This is a genomic window from Paenibacillus sp. P36 (assembly GCF_045866505.1).
GTDB lineage: Bacteria > Bacillota > Bacilli > Paenibacillales > NBRC-103111 > Paenibacillus_E > Paenibacillus_E chondroitinus.
This window is the reverse complement of sequence record NZ_AP038372.1, coordinates 7,205,710-7,224,906: the sequence shown is the minus strand read 5'-3', so window position 1 is coordinate 7,224,906 and position 19,197 is coordinate 7,205,710. Positions and strand designations below refer to the sequence as shown.

Annotated in this window: 15 protein-coding genes; 10 read left to right on the top strand and 5 right to left on the bottom strand. The window is 48.7% G+C overall.

Annotation, left to right across the window (positions count from 1 at the left end; genetic code table 11):
- The first annotated feature begins 93 nt into the window (after positions 1-93).
- From ACKTT9_RS31615 to ACKTT9_RS31595, 5 genes are all read left to right on the top strand, one after another.
- Positions 94-1,332: an MFS transporter gene (locus tag ACKTT9_RS31615; RefSeq protein WP_407873154.1), complete on the top strand. Its 1,239-nt coding sequence runs from the start codon at positions 94-96 to the stop codon at positions 1,330-1,332.
- Between the two features lie 862 nt (positions 1,333-2,194).
- The gene (locus tag ACKTT9_RS31610) at positions 2,195-3,808 is read left to right on the top strand and encodes a LytS/YhcK type 5TM receptor domain-containing protein (RefSeq protein ID WP_407869140.1); all 1,614 of its coding nucleotides are present in this window, start codon (positions 2,195-2,197) and stop codon (positions 3,806-3,808) included.
- Between the two features lie 6 nt (positions 3,809-3,814).
- Positions 3,815-4,570 carry a LytR/AlgR family response regulator transcription factor gene (locus ACKTT9_RS31605; RefSeq protein WP_407869139.1) on the top strand — a complete coding sequence of 252 codons (756 nt, stop codon included), beginning with the start codon at positions 3,815-3,817 and terminating at the stop codon, positions 4,568-4,570.
- A 114-nt stretch (positions 4,571-4,684) separates the two neighbouring features.
- Complete coding sequence (locus ACKTT9_RS31600; RefSeq protein WP_407869138.1) at positions 4,685-6,754, top strand: carbon starvation CstA family protein; 2,070 nt, start codon at positions 4,685-4,687, stop codon at positions 6,752-6,754.
- A gap of 4 nt (positions 6,755-6,758) precedes the next feature.
- Positions 6,759-6,953: a YbdD/YjiX family protein gene (locus ACKTT9_RS31595; RefSeq protein WP_174806861.1), complete on the top strand. Its 195-nt coding sequence runs from the start codon at positions 6,759-6,761 to the stop codon at positions 6,951-6,953.
- A 52-nt stretch (positions 6,954-7,005) separates the two neighbouring features.
- Here ACKTT9_RS31595 and ACKTT9_RS31590 read toward each other — a convergent pair whose 3' ends face one another.
- The 4 genes from ACKTT9_RS31590 to ACKTT9_RS31575 all read right to left on the bottom strand — a co-directional run bounded on the left by ACKTT9_RS31590 (position 7,006) and on the right by ACKTT9_RS31575 (position 11,077).
- Positions 7,006-7,761, bottom strand: coding sequence for a DeoR/GlpR family DNA-binding transcription regulator (locus tag ACKTT9_RS31590; protein ID WP_127458734.1), 756 nt, complete (start codon positions 7,759-7,761; stop codon positions 7,006-7,008).
- 138 nt (positions 7,762-7,899) lie between these two features.
- Positions 7,900-8,640 (bottom strand): (S)-benzoin forming benzil reductase, encoded by a 741-nt coding sequence (locus tag ACKTT9_RS31585; protein ID WP_407869137.1) that lies wholly within the window; start codon positions 8,638-8,640, stop codon positions 7,900-7,902.
- Positions 8,641-9,098: 458 nt separating this feature from the next.
- Positions 9,099-10,037: an aldo/keto reductase gene (locus ACKTT9_RS31580; protein ID WP_157319148.1), complete on the bottom strand. Its 939-nt coding sequence runs from the start codon at positions 10,035-10,037 to the stop codon at positions 9,099-9,101.
- A 44-nt stretch (positions 10,038-10,081) separates the two neighbouring features.
- The gene (locus tag ACKTT9_RS31575; protein ID WP_407869136.1) at positions 10,082-11,077 is read right to left on the bottom strand and encodes a Gfo/Idh/MocA family protein; all 996 of its coding nucleotides are present in this window, start codon (positions 11,075-11,077) and stop codon (positions 10,082-10,084) included.
- 135 nt (positions 11,078-11,212) lie between these two features.
- On the opposite strand from ACKTT9_RS31575, the gene ACKTT9_RS31570 reads away from it, so the two are divergent.
- Positions 11,213-12,058: an AraC family transcriptional regulator gene (locus tag ACKTT9_RS31570; protein WP_127452429.1), complete on the top strand. Its 846-nt coding sequence runs from the start codon at positions 11,213-11,215 to the stop codon at positions 12,056-12,058.
- Here the strand turns inward: ACKTT9_RS31570 and ACKTT9_RS31565 are convergent.
- Entirely contained in the window at positions 12,047-12,862 is an 816-nt protein-coding gene (locus ACKTT9_RS31565) for a glycosyltransferase family 2 protein (RefSeq protein WP_407869135.1), read from the bottom strand. The genes ACKTT9_RS31570 and ACKTT9_RS31565 overlap by 12 nt on opposite strands.
- Positions 12,863-12,971: 109 nt before the next feature.
- On the opposite strand from ACKTT9_RS31565, the gene ACKTT9_RS31560 reads away from it, so the two are divergent.
- The 4 genes from ACKTT9_RS31560 to ACKTT9_RS31545 all read left to right on the top strand — a co-directional run bounded on the left by ACKTT9_RS31560 (position 12,972) and on the right by ACKTT9_RS31545 (position 19,060).
- Positions 12,972-15,413: an HAD family hydrolase gene (locus ACKTT9_RS31560; RefSeq protein WP_407869134.1), complete on the top strand. Its 2,442-nt coding sequence runs from the start codon at positions 12,972-12,974 to the stop codon at positions 15,411-15,413.
- 97 nt (positions 15,414-15,510) lie between these two features.
- The gene (locus ACKTT9_RS31555; RefSeq protein WP_407869133.1) at positions 15,511-16,155 is read left to right on the top strand and encodes a DUF2238 domain-containing protein; all 645 of its coding nucleotides are present in this window, start codon (positions 15,511-15,513) and stop codon (positions 16,153-16,155) included.
- A gap of 50 nt (positions 16,156-16,205) precedes the next feature.
- Positions 16,206-17,291: a lactonase family protein gene (locus ACKTT9_RS31550; protein ID WP_407869132.1), complete on the top strand. Its 1,086-nt coding sequence runs from the start codon at positions 16,206-16,208 to the stop codon at positions 17,289-17,291.
- Between the two features lie 410 nt (positions 17,292-17,701).
- Complete coding sequence (locus ACKTT9_RS31545) at positions 17,702-19,060, top strand: MATE family efflux transporter (protein ID WP_407869131.1); 1,359 nt, start codon at positions 17,702-17,704, stop codon at positions 19,058-19,060.
- Positions 19,061-19,197 lie beyond the last annotated feature (137 nt).

Genomic DNA, 19,197 nt, shown 5'->3' with positions numbered 1-19,197 from the left:
TACGTAAGAAGGAGGTCTTGTTTTATAAGACTATCTGATTAATGAAGGGGTGTTTTTCTTTTGTCTCAAGCAATAGCTTCGGATACTCCGACGATGCGTTCGTTTTTTGCCAGTCGTTTCGTGCAAGCCATTATGCTGTCCGGTCTTTTTTTACAAATCGGAATCTGGGTTCGTAACTTTGCGATTCTTCTCTATGTCACAGACATGACGAATAATGATCCATACTCCGTTTCTTTAATTTCGGTGGCCGAGTTTGCGCCAATTTTTATTTTCTCGTTTATCGGTGGTGCCTTTGCGGACCGGTGGCGACCGAAATTAACGATGGTCTGGTGTGATATTCTCAGCGCCGTGTCCGTGTTTGCCATTATGGTGACACTGTTTTACGGCTCCTGGAAGGCGATTTTTTTCGCCACGTTGGTTTCGTCCATCTTGTCTCAGTTCTCCCAACCTTCCGGCATGAAGTTGTTTAAGGTTCACGTGCCTGAATCCCAAATGCAAATGGGGATGTCATTGTTTCAATCGATGATGGCGATCTTTATGATCCTGGGCCCTATTATGGGGACATTTGTTTACTATCATTTTGGCATTGAAGTAGCAATTGCAATCATGGGCGTATGCTTCCTGCTTTCTGCGCTTGTACTCACGTTTCTTCCTGCGGACCGTAAAAATGAGGAAGGGACCGAGAAGCCGTCCACGCATATTTTTGCGGAAATGGGTCAAGGGTTTAAGTATGTTTTGAATAATAAAATGCTTGTCACCTTAGGAGGCTGCTTTGCAGTAGCAGGTCTGGCGATTGGTTTGATATCACCGTTGGGTATTTTTCTAGTCACTGAAAACCTTGGATTGCCGAAGGAAGATCTGCAATGGTTTATGGCAGCCAATGGTGTTGCGATGATAATTGGGGGCGGGGCGACGATGGGCTTTTCGAAAAAAGTGTCCCCGCAAGCACTGCTGATTATCGGGATGGCGGTAAGCGTCGTGACTTTTGCTGTCATGGGATTGACTCATCTGGTGTGGTTGGCGCTTTTGATGCAGTTCTTCTCCGGTCTAGTGATGCCTGCTATCCAAATTGCGATCTCTACAATGATACTCGGTAACACGGAAGAATCTTTCGTTGGCCGTGTGAATGGGATTTTGAACCCGTTGTTCATGGGAGCTATGGTTCTCACAATGAGTTTGGCCGGCAGCATTAAAGCGTCCTTCTCGCTGCCATCCATTTATGTCACATCCGCTGTACTTTTCCTGATTGGCGTATTTATTATGCTGCCTACCTTGAAGTACAAAGCAAATGCTGCACCACAACCGAATACCGAAGAAGTTAAAGCTGGGTAAGTTTTTGAAAAAGGGGATTCTCTGAGAAGGTCATTATTGACTTCTTAGGGCAGTCTCCTTTTTTTGCTGCGGGGGCAGGTTGGCGATGGAATGGCAAAGTAGCTGGCCCTAAGCCTGACGGCGTTTGTACCGTCAGGCCCCGCAGACAGCTATTTTCTGAGGGAACTACAGGCCTCTATTTCTCCCGAAAACAGCCGATTATGAAAGGGAGAGGAACTACGGGGCGTTATTTCGCCAATTTCTTAAGGAAAACGCGCCAGCGAGTCGCAATAAGACCCTGTAGTTCCACTCCGACAGGAAACCACTCGTTTTCCTCCAAAATAGAGGACGCCAGTTCCCATAAGGAAGCCATAGCGGAATTCTCGCTAGGTTTTTGACATTTGTTAAGGGCACGTGAGGTAGAAGTTGCGCTGGATGAGTATGTGATGCAATGTGCAGGATTGGTTGGCAAAGTAGCTAGCGCCAAGCTTGACGGCGTTTGTGCCGTCAGGCTTTTTATTTCTGCCGATGAAATCCGCAGAAAGCTCTTTCGAAGGGAACTACAGGTCTCTATTTCCCCCGAAAACAGCCGATTCCGAAAGGGAACGGAACTACGGGCTGCTATTCCACCAATTTCTTGAGGAAAACGCGCCAGGGCGGCGCAATAAGATCCTGTAGTTCCACTATGAGAGGAAACCACTCATTTTCCTCCAAAATAGAGGACGCCAGTTCCCATAAGCAAGCCATAGCGGAATTTTCGCTAGGTTTTTGACATTTGTTAAGGGCACATGAGGTAGAAGTTGCGCTGGATGAGTATACGGCAAGCAAGCCCACACAATTTCTGTTAGGATAACGATATGAGATTGCAAAAGGTGAGTGAAGCATGCTTCAACTGATTCAATTGTTCGTGGATATGATGGAACGGGTTGGCTTTCTAATCGCGCTGGCGTTTGCGTTTTCCCGCAGCCGATGGATGCGCAGCTATATGAGCTATCAAGGGGACAGGACGTATCAATGGCGTTTTCTGTTCTTTTTCTCCGCGTATGCGATTCTTGCGACGTATTCGGGTGTGACGGTTTCCGACTACACGTACAGGCCGGCCCCTTGGATTGGCGAGGTATCACCAACAGCGGCTATTGCGAATGCACGTACCGTTGGTGTTGTCATCGCGGGACTGCTTGGTGGCGTCAAAAGCGGATTTATCGTCGGCATCATAGCCGGCGTGCATCGCTACAGCTTAGGTGGATTTGTTGCGGTTGCCTGTATGATTGCTCCTATTCTGCAGGGCATATTGGCAGGACTGTGCCGCAATGCTTTCAAGAAACGCTTTCGGAAAATAGCTTCCGTACAGCTCGCATTTCTCGTTGGATTCATGGCTGAAGCCCTACAAATGATTCTTATTCTTGCATTGGCCAAGCCTTGGGATGATGCATTCAATTTGGTGTCACTCATAGGTTTGCCCCAGACGCTCGCCAATAGTGTTGGTGTCGCTCTCTATTTTGTGTTATATAACACAATGGAGCGCGAAGAGGCCAGAATTGGTGCGGAGCATGCGCATCAAGCCCTGCAAATTGCCGATATGACGATGCCGCTTTGGCGGCTGGATTTTGATAAGGCGGTAGCGGAAATCTCGAAGGTGCTGAATGAGGAAATGAAGTCGGTAGGCGTATTTTTCAGTAAGGATGGCGAGTCTTGGGTTGCGGAGGGGAGAAAAACGCAGCACGCCAACGATCTCATCATCCGTGTTCCCAATCGGCCGCAGGTCGGCCAGTTCCGCCTTTATTTCGAGCGTGAGCAGGATGACAATCCGTCGCGCAGACGCATGCTTTCCTCTCTCGCGGAGCTGCTTTCTCAGCAATATGCTTTCGTTGAATCGGATCGGCAAACACAGCTTCTGGCGGATGCGGAGATTCGCTCGCTGCAGGCGCAGATGAATCCTCATTTCCTGTTTAATGTGCTGAATACAGTTAAATCTTTTATCCGTACAAAACCGGAAGAAGCCCGCCAAATGGTAATGCATCTATCCAAGTTTTTGCGAAAAAATATGAGCCACGGCAACCAGCGCCTTATCACCATACGTGATGAATATGAGCTGGTCATGTCTTATCTGAGCTTGATCAAATCCCGTCTAGGGGATCAGATGGAATTTTACGCCGATATCGATGAAAGGCTGCTGGATCATGCGATTCCTCCTTTTACGATTCAGCCGCTGATCGAGAATGCCATCGTGCATGGGATCAAAAACAAGCCGGGCATCGGGGTCATTCGACTTTCGGTGAAGGAGGAGCTCGACGAGGGCAAGCTCCATGCGCGTGTTACTGTACAGGACAACGGAGTTGGCCTTGAAACAGCCGAACTCGATAGTCAGTCGGAACATGCGGGGTTGGCTTTGCGGAATATCGAGCAGCGCCTGAATTATCACTACGGTAAAGAACATCCTTTGGAAATAGCAAGCAAGCCGGGGGAAGGAACGATCATTAAATTTTGGGTGAGGTGATGGCGGTTGGGTTGGAATATAGTCATTGCGGATGACGAAGAGCCGGCTAGAGAAGAATTGATTTATCTATTGGAAAGCAGTGAGGAGGTGGATAAAGTTACCGCGGCAACTGGCGGAATGGATGCGATTAAGAAGGTCAAGGAATTAGCGCCGGATGTGTTATTTCTCGATATGGACATGCCGGATCTTAGCGGCTTACAGGTTGCCGAAATTGTAGGAGAAATCAATCCGCAGGTGAAAATTGTTTTTTCCACTGCTTACGATCAATATGCCGTTCACGCGTTTAAGCTGCGTGCTTTTCATTATATGCTGAAGCCGTACGATGAGGAGGATATCGCCATTGTGTTCAGGGAGCTGCGCAAAACCAAAACACAACCTCAGAACAGCGCAGCGGCGGCCGCACTAAGCCAGACGGCATCCGTGAAAACGAGCGTAAAGCTCGCTTTGGAATTGGAAGAAGGAATCCGATATGTCTCGCCGAAGGATATTATGTATATTAGCAAAGAGATTAAGCATGTGCAGGTTCACCTTCACGATAAGGCTTATATCGTTTCGTATACCCTTTCTGAGCTGGAGCAAAAGTTGGAGCCGTACGGTTTTTTCCGCTGCCACAAAAGCTATCTGGTTAACCTCGCCGCCATCTCAGAAATGAAGACCTGGGTGAATGGCGCGTACAACCTGCTGATGGAAGATGCAGGGCGAAGCACGATACCCGTTAGCCGAAATTATGTGAAGCAGCTGCGTTTGAAACTAGAAATTTAACATCATGAAGCTCGAAAATGGCATGTTGCGTTTCAGGTATTCCGCTTGTTCCCCAAACAAGCTATACTTCCTGTAAGCGCTAACATTCATGTTATCAGGAGGGTGTTCATAGATATGTCACTATTAAAAAACAGATTTGCTTCCTATGTGATCTGGGCGGTTATTGCCCTGCTTGGCGCGTCAGGCTTCGCGATGCTCGCACTTTCGAGAGGCGAAAGCATCTCCGCCATATGGTTAATTGTTGCTGCCATTTGTACGTATGCTTTCGGTTATCGATTCTACAGTCGCTTTATCGCTCGCAAAATTTACGAGCTTAACGACAAGCGGGCAACACCGGCTCATGTTCAAAATGATGGCAAAGACTATGTGCCTACGAACAAGTATGTACTTTTCGGTCACCATTTTGCTGCGATTGCAGGAGCGGGGCCGCTCGTTGGTCCGATTTTGGCCGCGCAGATGGGATACTTGCCGAGTATTCTCTGGATCATTATCGGGGCCGTTCTTGCGGGCTGCGTGCAGGACTTTGTCACCCTGGTAGGTTCCATGCGCCGCGGCGGTAAGTCGCTCGGACAAATGGCCAAAGATGAGGTAGGCCCATTCAGCGGTACGCTAGCCTCTATTGCAACGCTGGCCATTTTAATTATTATTGTCGCTGTTCTTGGACTTGTTGTTGTGAAAGCGTTAGCAGAATCTCCGTGGGGCATGTTCACCATTGCGATGACGATGCCGATTGCGATATTTATGGGCTTTTATATGCGTTTTATTCGTCCGGGCAAAGTCATTGAGGGTTCTATCATCGGTTTCGTTTTGTTAATGATCGTTTTGTGGTCAGGTCAGTTTGTAGCGGAAAGTCCTGCTTTAGCTAACATGTTTACGTTCACCGCTCCGCAAATTGCTGTTTTGATGGTGATCTATGGGCTTATTGCTTCCATATTACCAGTTTGGGTACTGCTTGCTCCGCGGGACTATTTAAGCTCATTTCTGAAAATAGGCGTTATCCTGCTCCTTGCCGGCGGTATTATGGTGATTTTGCCTGAACTAAAAATGCCTGCTGTAACCAAGTTTATTGACGGTACTGGACCCGTGTTCTCCGGTAATTTATTCCCGTTCCTGTTCATTACGATCGCGTGCGGCGCGGTCTCCGGGTTTCACGCATTGATTTCCTCCGGTACGACGCCGAAAATGATTGATAGAGAAAGCCACGCGCCGTTTATCGGCTTTGCCGGAATGGCGGCTGAATCTTTCGTTGCGGTGATGGCATTGATTGCGGCATGCTCCTTGGAGCCAGGTCTGTACTTTGCGATGAATTCTTCGCCAGCTGTGATTGGAACCGATCCTGTTGCCGTCGCAGCCAAGATTTCATCCTGGGGCTTCACTTTGACGCCTGATCAAATTACGGGTACAGCCAAAGCAATCGGCGAGAAAACCATCCTCTCCAGAACAGGTGGAGCACCAACGCTTGCCGTAGGTATGGCTGAGATTTTCTCCTCCTTTTTAAATGGGGCCAAAGCGTTCTGGTATCATTTCGCGATTTTGTTCGAAGCGGTTTTTATTCTGACTGCCGTAGATGCGGGGACTCGTGTCGGCCGATTTATGCTGCAGGATTTAGTCGGCAATTTCTACAAACCTTTTGGCCAAACCAAAGATCTAAGATACAATTTCATCGCTTCCCTGATCGTTTGCTTGGCGTGGGGATACTTCCTCTATCAAGGAGCTGTCGATCCATTTGGCGGCATTAACTCTCTGTGGGCGCTTTTCGGGATTGCCAACCAAATGCTGGCGGCCATTGCTTTAGCCGTAGCGGTTACGATTATGATCAAAATGGGCAAAGCCCGCTATGCTTGGGTAGGCATGATCCCTTTCGTATTCCTGGCCGTGACGACGTTGACTGCGGGTTACCAAAAAGCATTTTCCCCGAATCCAACCATCGGTTTTCTATCGGCTGCGAAAAAGTATCAAGAGGGAATTGATAAAGGCCAAGTGATAGCGCCAGCTAAAAACATGGACATTATGCACCAAATTGTAACGAATAACTATATCGATGCAGGGTTAACGATTTTCTTTGGTATCGTTGTCCTTCTGATGATCATCATTTCAATACGTTTGTGGTTCAACATTATCATTCAAAAACAAAAGCCCCAACTACAAGAATCGCCGTTCGTCCAATCCACATTTGGAGGGTGATAGCGTGAATGCGATCACGAGATTTTCGAACAAGCTGAACACGACGGTCAAGATCATTTTCAATATCCCGGACTATGACAAATACGTGAAGCATCAGCAGGAACATCATCCGGGCCATCCCATTTTGACGGAAAAAGAGTTCTATATGCAGTCTCTTCACGAGCGTTATGAAAGCGGCAAAATCAATAGGTGCTGTTAAGATGAAAAAAACTCGATCCCCGGTAAAGAACCGAGAGGTCGAGTTTTTCTTTTTAAAGGAAGGGGGCGCCGGCGTCTCTGAAGGCTTCCTTCATTTCTGGCGTTATTTTGGAATCGCTGATAATACCGGTTGTTTCCTGCACTTCCCCAATGACGAACAGGGAGCTGCGACTGAATTTGGAATGGTCGGCCACAAGATACGTCTCCATGGATTGCTTCATCATTCGGCGATTCGTTTCGGCTTCCAGCTCATTGTAGATCATCATGCCGCGTGTCAAGGAAATGCCGTCTACACCCATGAAGGTTTTGCGGATGCTGAGATTATCGAGTGTGGCATTGGCGAGCGGCCCCGAAAGTTCAAACGTTTGCGTGCGAATCACGCCACCCGTCAGAATGAGTTGCAGCCCTTGCGTTCCAATGAGCTCGTAGGCGATATTCACCGCATTGGTGATGACGGTGAGGTTCTTGAATTGGTTCAGCTTTTTGGCGATGAACGTCGTGGTAGTCCCGCCCGTTAAGCCGATAATATCGCCGTCCTCGATGAAGTTGAGCGCTTTGTCGGCGATTTCTTTTTTCTCTTCTGTATAAAGGTCCATTTTGTTGAAAAAGGGGACTTCCACCTTTAAGCTTTCCAGCACGGCGCCTCCGAAGGTGCGGATGCAGCGTTTCTCTTGCTCCAGGATCTCAAGATCCCGCCTGGCTGTTGCTTCCGATACGCCAAATTGCTGAACGATATCGATCAAGGCGATGGAGCCTTTATCTTTGATGGCTTGCATAATGGCATCTCGGCGAATATCTGTCTTTCCCATGGAACCTCCTAAAAAGCTTTCCTCAAGGAAAGCTAGCTAACGATGTAAGTAGTGCTAGCTTCTATCTTATCATGTGGATGGATAAGCCGTCCATTGGGGAGGAGGATGGGGGACAAGCCAATGCGCTTGAGATCGTAGCTACAGGAGGAGGTCTTCCACAACTGTCCCTTGATGGAAAGAGTGACCGAGTAATAAGCCGATCAATTTGTCGGCTGTTGTATTGGGGGAGATCAGCATACCGCGATCTTTTACCATTTTAAAAATGTCCGGTGTGGCCAATGCCTCATTGCTTGTGTTCCTTGCCTGTTCTTGCAGACTTGTATCGACCATACCAGGGTAAACCGAAACGATCTTGACTGCCGCTGAGTCGGCCCCCTGTTCCAAGCCTACGCAGGATGAAAAAGCATCGAGACCCGCTTTGGCTGCCGAATATGCGCTCATACCTGGAAGCAATTGTTTGGCAGAGGCTGAGGAAATGTTCAGGATGCGCTTTTCTAACGGTAGGTGCTGGGTAAGGCGAATGAAACTGGAGGTAAGCACGATAGGGGCGAGCAGATTAATATGAAGGTTGTCCATTAAGTCCTGTGAGTTCGCTTGCTCGATTCGGGAAAAAGGTGAAATGATAGCTGCATTATTAATGAGATAGACGCCATCGGCATCTGTTAGGTCAATCTTCTGGAACACTTGTTCCATCAGAGCTTCAATTTGATTGACGTTTTGTAAATCATATTCGTAGTAATCTAGGTGACTACTAGCGGCAATTAGGTCATCGTTTTTTGTCCTGGAAATACAAATCAGGTGATGCTCAGGAGAAATGAGCTTAAATGCCATAGCTTCTCCAAGACCACGGGATGTACCGGTAATGATAAAGTACTTCATTTGAACAACTCCCTAAATTGAGTAGATGAGTCTTATAGCACCTAAAAAACTGAGATGTCCAATTCTTTCGGCGTGAGGCAACTGTAGTCCTCTAATTGTTTTAGGAGAACTGCTGGGTCGATGGTAACCGGCGGAAAGAGAGGGACTAGTTGAGGAGTTTAACGCCGATTTCTGCTTATATGCTCTGCAGTTTATGCCACTTTTGCCCAAGTAACTGCAGTTCCTACCGTTAATTTCGCCGAATCTAGTAACTATTGTTCATCTACCGGTGATTTAGATGGAGTTTCTGCAGCTAACTCTTGCCTAGCCAATAAGCAGCGAGGATTAGAGGTAGAAATTCATTTTATTTCAAATGGAGCGGCACGAGGGAATCCAACTGCTCGGTAAAGTGCCACGTTGACGTAAAAAAACAACGTTAAAAAGCCCCGGCACTACCCGCCGGGGCTTCCATCATGCAGCTACACCGTAGCTGCTGTCAAATCAAGCCATGCCAACTCCTGCGGAGTGAGCACAAGCTCCGCGCCGTCGCGGCATGAAAGCATTTCGGCCTCGTTGCGCGGTCCGATGAGCGCGCAAGCCGGGAACGGCTGGCTCAGCACGTAGGCGAGCGCGATCTGAATCGCGGTTACGCCTTTTTCCTTAGCCAGTTGTTCCGCGCGGTGCAGCCGCGTCCAGTTCTCGTCGCTGTAGAACACGCGAACGAGATCGGCGTTGTCGAGCACGTCCGGCGTATACCGGCCCGTGAAAAATCCACGCGCCTGCGAAGACCAAGACAGCAGCGGCAGCTGCGTAGACTCGTGCCAGCGCAGAGCTTCTTCATCGACGGAGACGCAGCCGCTCCAGAACGGCTCTTTCGCTTTCGCGAGGCTGAGGTTCGGGGAGCTGAAGCTGAAGCCGACAAGGCCGTTTTTCGCCGCGTAGTCGTTCGCTTCCTGCAGACGCGCGTGCGTCCAGTTGGAGCCGCCGAATGCGCGAATGCGTCCAGCTTCTACATGCTCGTTCAGCGCTTCCAGGATCACGCCGACCGGAATGGCCGGATCGTCGCGATGCAGCGCGTAGAGGTCGATGTAATCCGTGCGCAGTCGCTCAAGCGATGTGAACAGGTCGCTGCGGATCGCCTCTGCGTTCACACGGGGGCCGTTTTGATCATGATGAGCTCCCTTGGTGAAGATGTTGATGTCATCGCGGTTGCCCAGTTCATCCATCCAAATGCCGAGCGCTTGCTCGCTTTGCCCGCCGCAGTAAATGAAAGCCGAGTCAATGGTATTGCCGCCAATCGCTAAATAATGGCCAAGAACGTCGCTGACTTCCTGACGGTTGTCCAGACGGAAAAAGTCAGATCCCATAATCAGTTTGGATACAGGTTTCTCTAAGCCTTTAATTTGAATGTGTTTCATCGCAGTCATCCCAACCTTTCGTATGTTAAGGAATTATTGTTAACTTACAACACAACGCGTGCACGCTTTCTTGCTGATTCCAAACAAGCGTCAAGCACTTTCATGTTAAGGGTAGCATCACTAGCTGCGAAGTTCGGCTGCTTTTCGCCCCAAGCGGCATAAGCCAAATCGTCAACTTCTAACGCATATTGGTTCAGGAAAGGAACGGTCTCAACCCGACGCTCATTGCGAATATGGACGATAAATTGACCGGATTCTTCCGTAGGAGTGACATAGGCAGATGGGACTTCAATCCGCCCCGTCGCTCCGACGATTTCTAGAATATTGCGGGAACCAGCCCACATGCCGCAGTCAAAAGTTAGCGCGACATTGCCGCTGAATTCCACAAGTCCGGACATCATCATATCGACGTCATCATGTTCAGGGGAGAAGAAGGCGTGTGTCGTAACCGCTTCAGGCTCTCGGCCCAGAATCATTCTCGCTGCGCTGATCGGATAACAGCCTACATCATAGAGCGAACCGCCGCCCCACTCGCGTTTGAAGCGGACATTTTTGCTGTCACCCGGGTTGCTGAAGGTGAAAGCCCCATGAATACCGCGAATTTCGCCGATTTCTCCGGAATCAATGATTTCTTTAATGCGTGTATATCGAGGATGGTGGCGATACATGAAGGCTTCAGCGAACTGTACGCCGGCCTTTTCACAAGCCGCAACCATTTCTTCTGTATCAGCAGCCGTTAATGAAGCAGGTTTTTCGCAAAGCACATGCTTGCCAGCTTCTGCAGCGCGAATCGTCCATTCTTTGTGCAGATGGTTCGGCAGAGGTATGTACATAGCATCAATATCCGGATCGGCAATTAATTCCTCATAACTGCCGTAAGCTTTTGGAATGTTAAGCCTCTCCGCAACTTCTTGTGACTTCTGCAAATCGCGACTGGCTATAGCGCTTACAATACCAGTTTGGGACTGCACAATTCCGGGGATGCAAGCCCTAATTGCAATACCCGCACAGCCTAAAATTCCCCAACGAAGCTTTGTCATGACGATATGATCTCCTTTGAAAAAAATATTTAATAGCGTTATATTGTTATTATAAAACGAGTTATTTAAAATGAATATGATAATATATTGCATCCGATATCGGAATATTGTCATTGAGGAAGGAGGGCGTGAGGGATGAAAAGACAAGTCATGCTGCCGAAGCTGCAGCAATGCCCCTATTTTATTTTTCCGGAATCGGTTGGCTGGTATCAGGATTCCCCTGAACACTCCATTTATCGGCAAGAAGGTTACTATGATTCGTACAGCATTCATTTTATCCTTTCAGGAAAAGGGTATGTGGAGATTGAAGGGGAGCAGCACGTGCTGCAAAAAGGCGATGCTTTTCTATATTATCCGTTTCAAGAACAGCGTTATTATTCCTCCAAAGAGGATCCTTGGGATGTTCGATGGGTTCATTTCTACGGTAGTCATCTGAAGGAGTTTATGTTGGAAAAAGGCTTTTTGCGCACGTTATGGACACTTAAAAGATGGAGTGAGCTGGAAGAGGCGTTTCACGAGCTGCTGCTAGAAGCGGAGTCGAATAGCATTCTGAAGCCGACGAATCTTTCGACTTTATCCTATAAGATCTTAAGTGAATTCATGAGTTATGCTGCCCCATTAACGAGCAATCGGGGGATAGAGTCCGTGGATCGAATCCTGGCTATACTTCCTACTATGCAGCAAAAAGCCTGCGAACCGTTCATTCTGGAAGAATGGGCGGAGCTCACAGGCGTAAGCACATACTATTTCTGCAAATTGTTTCGCAAAGCGACCTCGATGACACCGCTCTCCTTCATTACGCTATGCCGCATTCAATTTGCGAAGCAGCGTTTGATAGAGAAGGAAAGCTTGGCGATCAAGGAAATCGCGATTCAAGCCGGTTATGCCAGCGCCAGTTATTTTAACCAGCGTTTTCAGGAGCAAGAAGGGATGACGCCAAGCGAATTTCGGAGCTTGTATGGCAAAGGTTTATTCGAATAAGCGCGAGCGAATCGGTTCGCCGTCCCAAATGAGCTCGGTTTCGGCTTGACGTTCTTTGACTTCCGGTTCCTCAAGCAGGAGGAAGAAATTTTTGGTAGGCAAATCGCCGAGCCCATGTTTGGCCGATAGCATGTCCAAGAAGGGGCGCATATTGTCAAGCTGGCCTGACATGTTGTTGGTGCCCTGCTGCGCAAAAGCATAGAGGACGCTGGCAATAGGCGCGCGATTCACGCGGAATTTCTCAGCCGCTCTTAAGAAGAAATCCCAGTCCCAGTAGTGAAACACTTCCGTGTCAAAAGGTCCCAAAGCTTCAATCAATTCAGGACGGAAGATGCAGCCGGATGAGAAAAAGGTCGAAAATCTGCGCATCGCCGGCACATCGAATTCATATGCGAATACGAAACGGTTTGTGATGGAGCGGGCATTATTTTCATAAACATAATCGAAAATTTCGACATCAGGATAAACAAGATCATACCCTTGAATTTCTTGCAGCATGCGTTCAATATGGATGGGGAGCAGCAAATCGTCATCATCGCAGAGCATGATGTAATCGCCTTTCGCTTCTTGCAGGCCGCGGTTTCGAGCGTGAACGTGCTTGAGGTTTTGCGGCATATTCACGATTTGAATGGCGAGCTCTGGATAAAGCTCCTGAATGAAATCTACCGAAGGACCGGCATCGTTGACAATAATGATTTGCAGGTTTTTGTACGTTTGGCGGTATAATGATTCTGCGAGCTCAGCAAGCTCGATTCGACGATTATACGTAGGGATAATAATGGACACCAAGGGTTGGTCAGACAACTAGAAACACCTCCGATTTATCATAGATTAAGCTTACCTCAAATTCGTCATATTTCTCAAATACATTTGTGCAAGTTGCTGCTTGCGCCAAACATGAAGGAGGCTTTTGATGCCAAAGGAACTGCATGCTCCGATAAGCCCGACTGATCTGCTTTTGTGGGAAAAGGATCGTTATTTGAGTGTCTTGGCTGGAAAAATACAGGGCATTGGGCTGCTAAGTCTGGATATTTTCGACACGCTGCTCTTTCGTACTTGTGCGAATCCGTCTGACGTATTTGCGAAAATCGCCGAGCGGGCGCATCGTAATGGCTTTCTGAAAACTTATGTGTCCCCGGAAGCGTTCAAAGAAATGCGCATTCGTGCCGAACACAAAGCTCGTGCGAAGCAAACGGCTCAAACCGGCTTCGGTGAAGTCACGTTGGAGCTGATTTATGAAGAAATACCGGAAGCGATTGGCCGCAGAGATGAGCTTGCCCGGCTGGAAGTGGAAGTTGAAGCGGAGTTTTGCTATGTTAACCCACACATTACCTCCTTGCTCTACGCCTGTAAAAAAGAGCGGATTCCGGTGGCGCTGTTATCAGATATGTATTTGTCTTCCGAGCAGCTTCGGCGAATTCTTGCGTCAGCCGGGCTTGACCTGTCCCAGGTGGATACGCTGCTCGTCTCGTCGGAGGAGCGCGAGGGCAAGTCGTCAGGGCATCTGTTTGCCAGGCTCAAAGAATTTTATCCGCAAATCGACAGTCAATCTATCGTACATATCGGTGACAATGTAGCCGCTGATGTGGAAGGAGCATCCAAAGCCGGAATCAGGGGGTTACATTATCCTGTCATTCTGGAGCATTTTGAAAGCATCCATCATTGGGAATTTGTCAGGCACGGGGATGTGCTGCCGGAATGGAAGTCGCTGCGAAAGCTGGCTGCAGCTTCGGACTTGGCGGCTGGAAGCGGGGAAAAGGAGCGCGTCTTATACCAATTTGGCACGGATGTGATCGGGCCTTTCCTGCACACCTTGTGCGAATGGGTGCTGGATATTTGTGTCCAAGAGGGCATCACATGCGTGAACCCGTTGATGAGGGAGGCGTATTTATTAGCTCCGATGCTTGAGCAAGCTGCGCAACTCAGAGGTATGGAGCTTCAAGTGAAGCCGGTTTACGTATCCAGACAAGCTACTTTTATGGCGGGTCTGGAGCATTTTGGGGAAGATGAGCTTGCTTATCTATTAAATATTCAAGGTTTGAAAGTGAGAGAGCTTTTCGACGTGTTGGGTGTTGGGTTGGATGAGAGGGATTTCGAGCTTTACTTGGAAAAACCGATTGAAGCATGCAAGTACATAACTGAGGACAATGGGGAAACCATCTATAGTCTCTTATGCAATTATCTACAAAGTGAATCTGGGCAAAGTAAGCTCTCCGCGTCGATTGAGCGTCATAGGCAGCTTTTGGTAGGCTACTTGAAGCAAGAGTTTGGTTCACCGGATCGTTTAGTGACGATAGATATTGGGTTTCAGGGAACCATTCAAGGTGCATTGGAAAAAATTGTACGACTCGCAGGACTGCAGCCGGAAATGCTGCACTTACTCGCTGTAGGCACGAATCGGCTGGATGAGTTCCGGCTTCAAGGCATGGACATTCGGAGCATGCTTCGCTCAGGCAGCGGTGGAAGCGAGTCGGGGAAGCGGATTGCGAGGACTCCTGCTTTTTTGGAGGAGCTCATGATGGGCGGTTTCGGCTCAACGCTGCGTTATAATGAAGACAACGCTAGCCGCATAAGTCCTATACAAGCGCAGCTGCACAGATCAGAGGAAGAATACGCAGGAAAACTGGCGTGTCAAAAAGGAGCGCTTGCCTTCCAAAGGTACTATGCGTATCTGCTGCAGCAAAAAGACGGACGGTTATCCAGAGCGTCCATGCATCCGGAAGAGTGGAGCAAGCCGCTGCACCGCGTTCTAGCTATGCCTAAGCCGGAAGAGGCGAGGGTTTTGGGGGACTTGACACATCAGGACAATTTCTGCACGGAGTATATTGCCTTGATTTGTGAAGCTGTGGCGGAGGAGTGGTATTTGGCGGGACCGGAAGCGTTTTTGAACAGTTGTAATTACGCGCCTTCCGTTATGAATGTGAATTGGCCGCAGGGCATGGCAACCAGAAGGTTTCCCTACTATTTGTATCATTATTATTTGCAGCTGGCAGATGGGTTCGGCAGTCAGGCGATGATTTTCGACACCCTTCAGAGGGTTAAAAAAGACGGCATTGCCTCTCTGATGCTGTATGGAACGGGTGCATTTGCCGAGCAGGTACTCAAAGCCGCTTGGTTTCATGGCCTACATATTCCCTATTGGATCGATCCGGCTGTGGAGGAGAATACCGCTCCTTGGGGGCGTTTTTCCTATAAGACATTAGAACAGGCAAGGGCATTGTCAGAAGCGTCCGGAAGGACTGCCCCTGCATTCCTCATTGCGACGCTTTCTGAGCTTGAGACGTATCCGAGTCGGATTTTAGAAGCTTTTGAAGGCTGCGACCTAACCCCCAAGCTTTACCAGCTTCGTCCGTAGCTAGGATTTGCGCAGTACTACATAAACTTAGTACTTTTGGAAAAGACTGTGGCGAGATAACCTAAACTTAGTAAAAGCTAAATTAGGGGGCTCAGCCATGAATGAGAAGGGAAACATTGCGCGGAAATCTGCAAGAACCTTTGGTTCAAATAGGCCTTTACATGCGATGATCGTCATTTATGTAGGATTGTGGATCTGGATGGCGATTGCTCCTTACAGCAGATTCGATTGGGTATTGGAAAATCTTTTGATTTGGGCAGCGCTTATTGCCTTGGTCAGCACTTATAAGCTAAATAAGTTGTCCAATTTGTCTTATTCGTTAATTGGTTTGTTCCTGGCGCTGCATACTGTAGGGGCTCATTATTCCTATAACGAAAATATCGTGGATGTTTGGCTGAAGCTGATTCTGCATTCGGAACGCGATAATTATGATCGCTTGGTGCACTTCAGTTTTGGGCTGCTGCTAGCTTACCCGTTAAGGGAAGCTCTGAGTGCGTGGACGCAGCTAAGCCGTAGATGGCTTTATGTGATGACCTGCGTTACGATATTGGCGTTGGGAGCCTTTTATGAGCTGATAGAAATGTGGGTAGCTTTGCTTGTTGCCCCGGAAATTGGTACGTTATTTCTTGGAACGCAAGGTGATCCGTGGGATACCCATCACGATATGGAGTTAGCGCTTTATGGGGCTGTTATTGCGATGGTGGTGACGGCTGTGATGAGGCGTGGTAACGGTGAAAGATAAATGATGAAATAATGAGTAATTAAATTTGCAATTATGGAGGCTGATTGCTGGTGTCAGGTGAAGGACGGAAAGAATTGTTTGGTTATGTAGGTTCTTATACAAACGAAGAACATAAGACGGGGATTACGTTATTTAGGCTGGACCTGCAAAGCGGAGAAATCACACTATTGGATGCGTATAGTGATTTGCCTAACGCTTCGTTCCTTGCTCTAAATGAGGATCGGTCTGTCTTATACGCGGTCAGTGAGACGGATACTTATCTGGGTGGATTTGGAGGCTCAGCCGCGGCATATGCGATCGAAGCTGGAACGTGGAAGCTGACGAAATTGAACCAGCAGCCTACAGGCGGCACTGCTCCTTGTTATATAAGCGTGGATCAAACGAACAGCGCCGTGTTTGTAGCCAACTATTCAAGCGGAAGTGTGACTTCCTATCAGATTGAAGAGGGTGGAAAGCTGAGCGAGCCTACGCAGTTGGTCAAGCATGAAGGTACTTTAGGGCCGCGAACGGATCGCCAGGAGCGTCCGCATGCGCACTCGATTGTGCTGGCGCCAGACAATCGGTATGCGATTTCCGCCGATCTGGGCCTTGATCGGCTGATCGTGAGCCGCGTGGACGCGGAGGGCGGCCTCCTTCACGCGCATGGTGAAACAGCGGTGAAGCCGGGCGCAGGCCCGCGGCATTTGGTGTACAGCGCGGACAGCCGGTTCGTGTACGCGATTAATGAGCTGGACAGCACAGTCACTGTGCTGGCTTATGAGGCCAGCGCGGGAACGCTGACCGCGCTGCAAAGCATTTCGACGCTGCCGGAAGGCTTCAGCGGCGAAAGCACATGCGCGGACATCCATCTCTCCAGAGATGGCCGGCATGTGTATGCCTCAAACCGCGGACACGACAGTATCGCGGTTTATGCCGTGGACGGACATAGCGGCACGCTGTCCGTCGTGGGTTGGCAGGCGACGCTGGGGCGGACGCCGCGGAACTTCGCCCTGACGCCGCAGGGGGACTTCCTGCTTGCGGCGAATCAGGGCTCGGACAGCATCACGGTTTTCCGCGTGGACGCGGAGTCGGGGATGCTGCAGGAAACTGGGCAAAGCGCGGTGATATCGCGGCCGGTTTGCGTGAAGTTTCTTTAGGCTTTGAGCTTCACTCCAGGCGATGAGCTCGGTGTGCCTGCTCTGTGCTCTTGCAACAAGCCTCCCGCAAGTTGTAACGGACCCCACAGGCGCTATTTCCAATAAAATAGCCTGATTTTTGAGCTAACGGACACCAGAAGCGTTATTGCACCTAAAAGCAGTGGAAACCCTGCTACAAAGGCAAATAGCGGCTGCTGTGTCCGTTAGACTTTAAAAAGGCCTCTTTTTCATCGAATAGAGGCACCTGAGTCCATTAGCGTGTAACCAGGCTGCATCCTTAACCATGCCCTAGCCACCACGGCAGCTTTGCAGTAAAAAGCATTGACTTCTGAAGAAGTGTTGTTAAAATAGATCATTGTATGTGCGTGCTGAACGCGTGTACACAATAAGATCAAGAACAGGAAACCAACATGGAAACCGCAAAGAAAATGACGTTATTCGGGCTTGTATGGCCGATAATGATTGAATTATTTCTGCAATTTATGATCGGCACGGCGGATACGCTGATGGTGAGCCGGATTTCGGACGATGCGGTAGCTGTCGTTGGGATCAGCAATCAATTTTTCCAAGCGGTCATTATGCTATTCGTTCTTATATCCAGCGGAGCGGGCATTGTCATCTCCCAGAAACTCGGAGCAGGCAAAGAGGAAGAAGCGCGGAAAGTGGCTTCGATGGCTTTTACATTAACGCTGGGTTTGGGCGTTGTTGTTTCTCTGCTGCTCTATTTCGGTGTGGATTTGTTCGTTTATTTCCTGCATGTCCCGGCCTCCCTATATGAGATGACGCGGCAGTATATTCAAATTGTAGGCAGTGGAACGATCGTCATGGCAGCTGTATTAACTTTTAGCACGATTATCCGCAGCACTGGCAATACGAAAGGTACGATGCTTGTTGCTATCGGTATGAACATCATCCATATTATCGGCAATTATGTGTTTATTTTTGGCGCTTTAGGATTCCCAAAATGGGGGCTTTTTGGCGTTTCCCTTTCAACGGTAGGAAGTCGCGTCATCGCGTTGTTCGTGCTTTTTTACATTTTCCGCAAAACCTTTACTACACTTATCACTTGGCGTGACCTGCGCGTATTCCATAAGGGACTACTGAAAGAGGTCGCGAAAGTTGGCCTGCCGATGGCCATTAGTTCGGCGTCATGGACCTTGTCCCAAGTCATCCTATTTTCGATGGTTGCTACGATGGGCGCAGAGCAGCTTACGGCTAGAACCTATCTAAATACGATGGAATCGTTCTCTTTCCTGGCAGGCTGGTCCTTTGCGATGGCGGTCCAAATTCAGGTGGCGCATTTATTCGGTGCGGGACAGATGGAGAAAGCGTATCGCAGCCTCTATAAAGCGTTATTTTGGGGCGAAGTGGTCGTGGTTGCCAATACGCTCTTGTTATTTTTACTAGGCAAACATATCGTAGGGGCGTTTACTGAAAATAACCAAATTATCTCGATTGTCGTTGGTGTCATGGCCATGAATTTAATTCTGCAGCCGCTCAAAATGTGGAATATGCCGCTCAATAATGCGCTTAACGCCGTTGGTGAAACCAAATTTATCATGTATGTGAGCATTGGCGTCATGTGGATTTTTGCGGTTGGAGGCACGTACGTATTTGGTCTAAAATTCGGTTGGCTGCTCCACGGCGTTTATGTGGCTATGATTTGTGATGAAGCGATTCGCGGATTTCTTGTCCAGCGGCGCTGGATGGCTCGCAAAAAGCTGCCGAAAGCAGCAGTTTCTACAAGTGCAATAACTTCACATTTTTGAACAATAATCTGACCAGACCAGACAAGCCCCCTTAAAAAGGGGCTGTTTTATCTGAAAAATTGGTTGCGCATGCAACTAATCGCGCGTATGATAAACTAGTGGCAAGTGCAACGATTCGGTCAGTCCCACCATTTTGC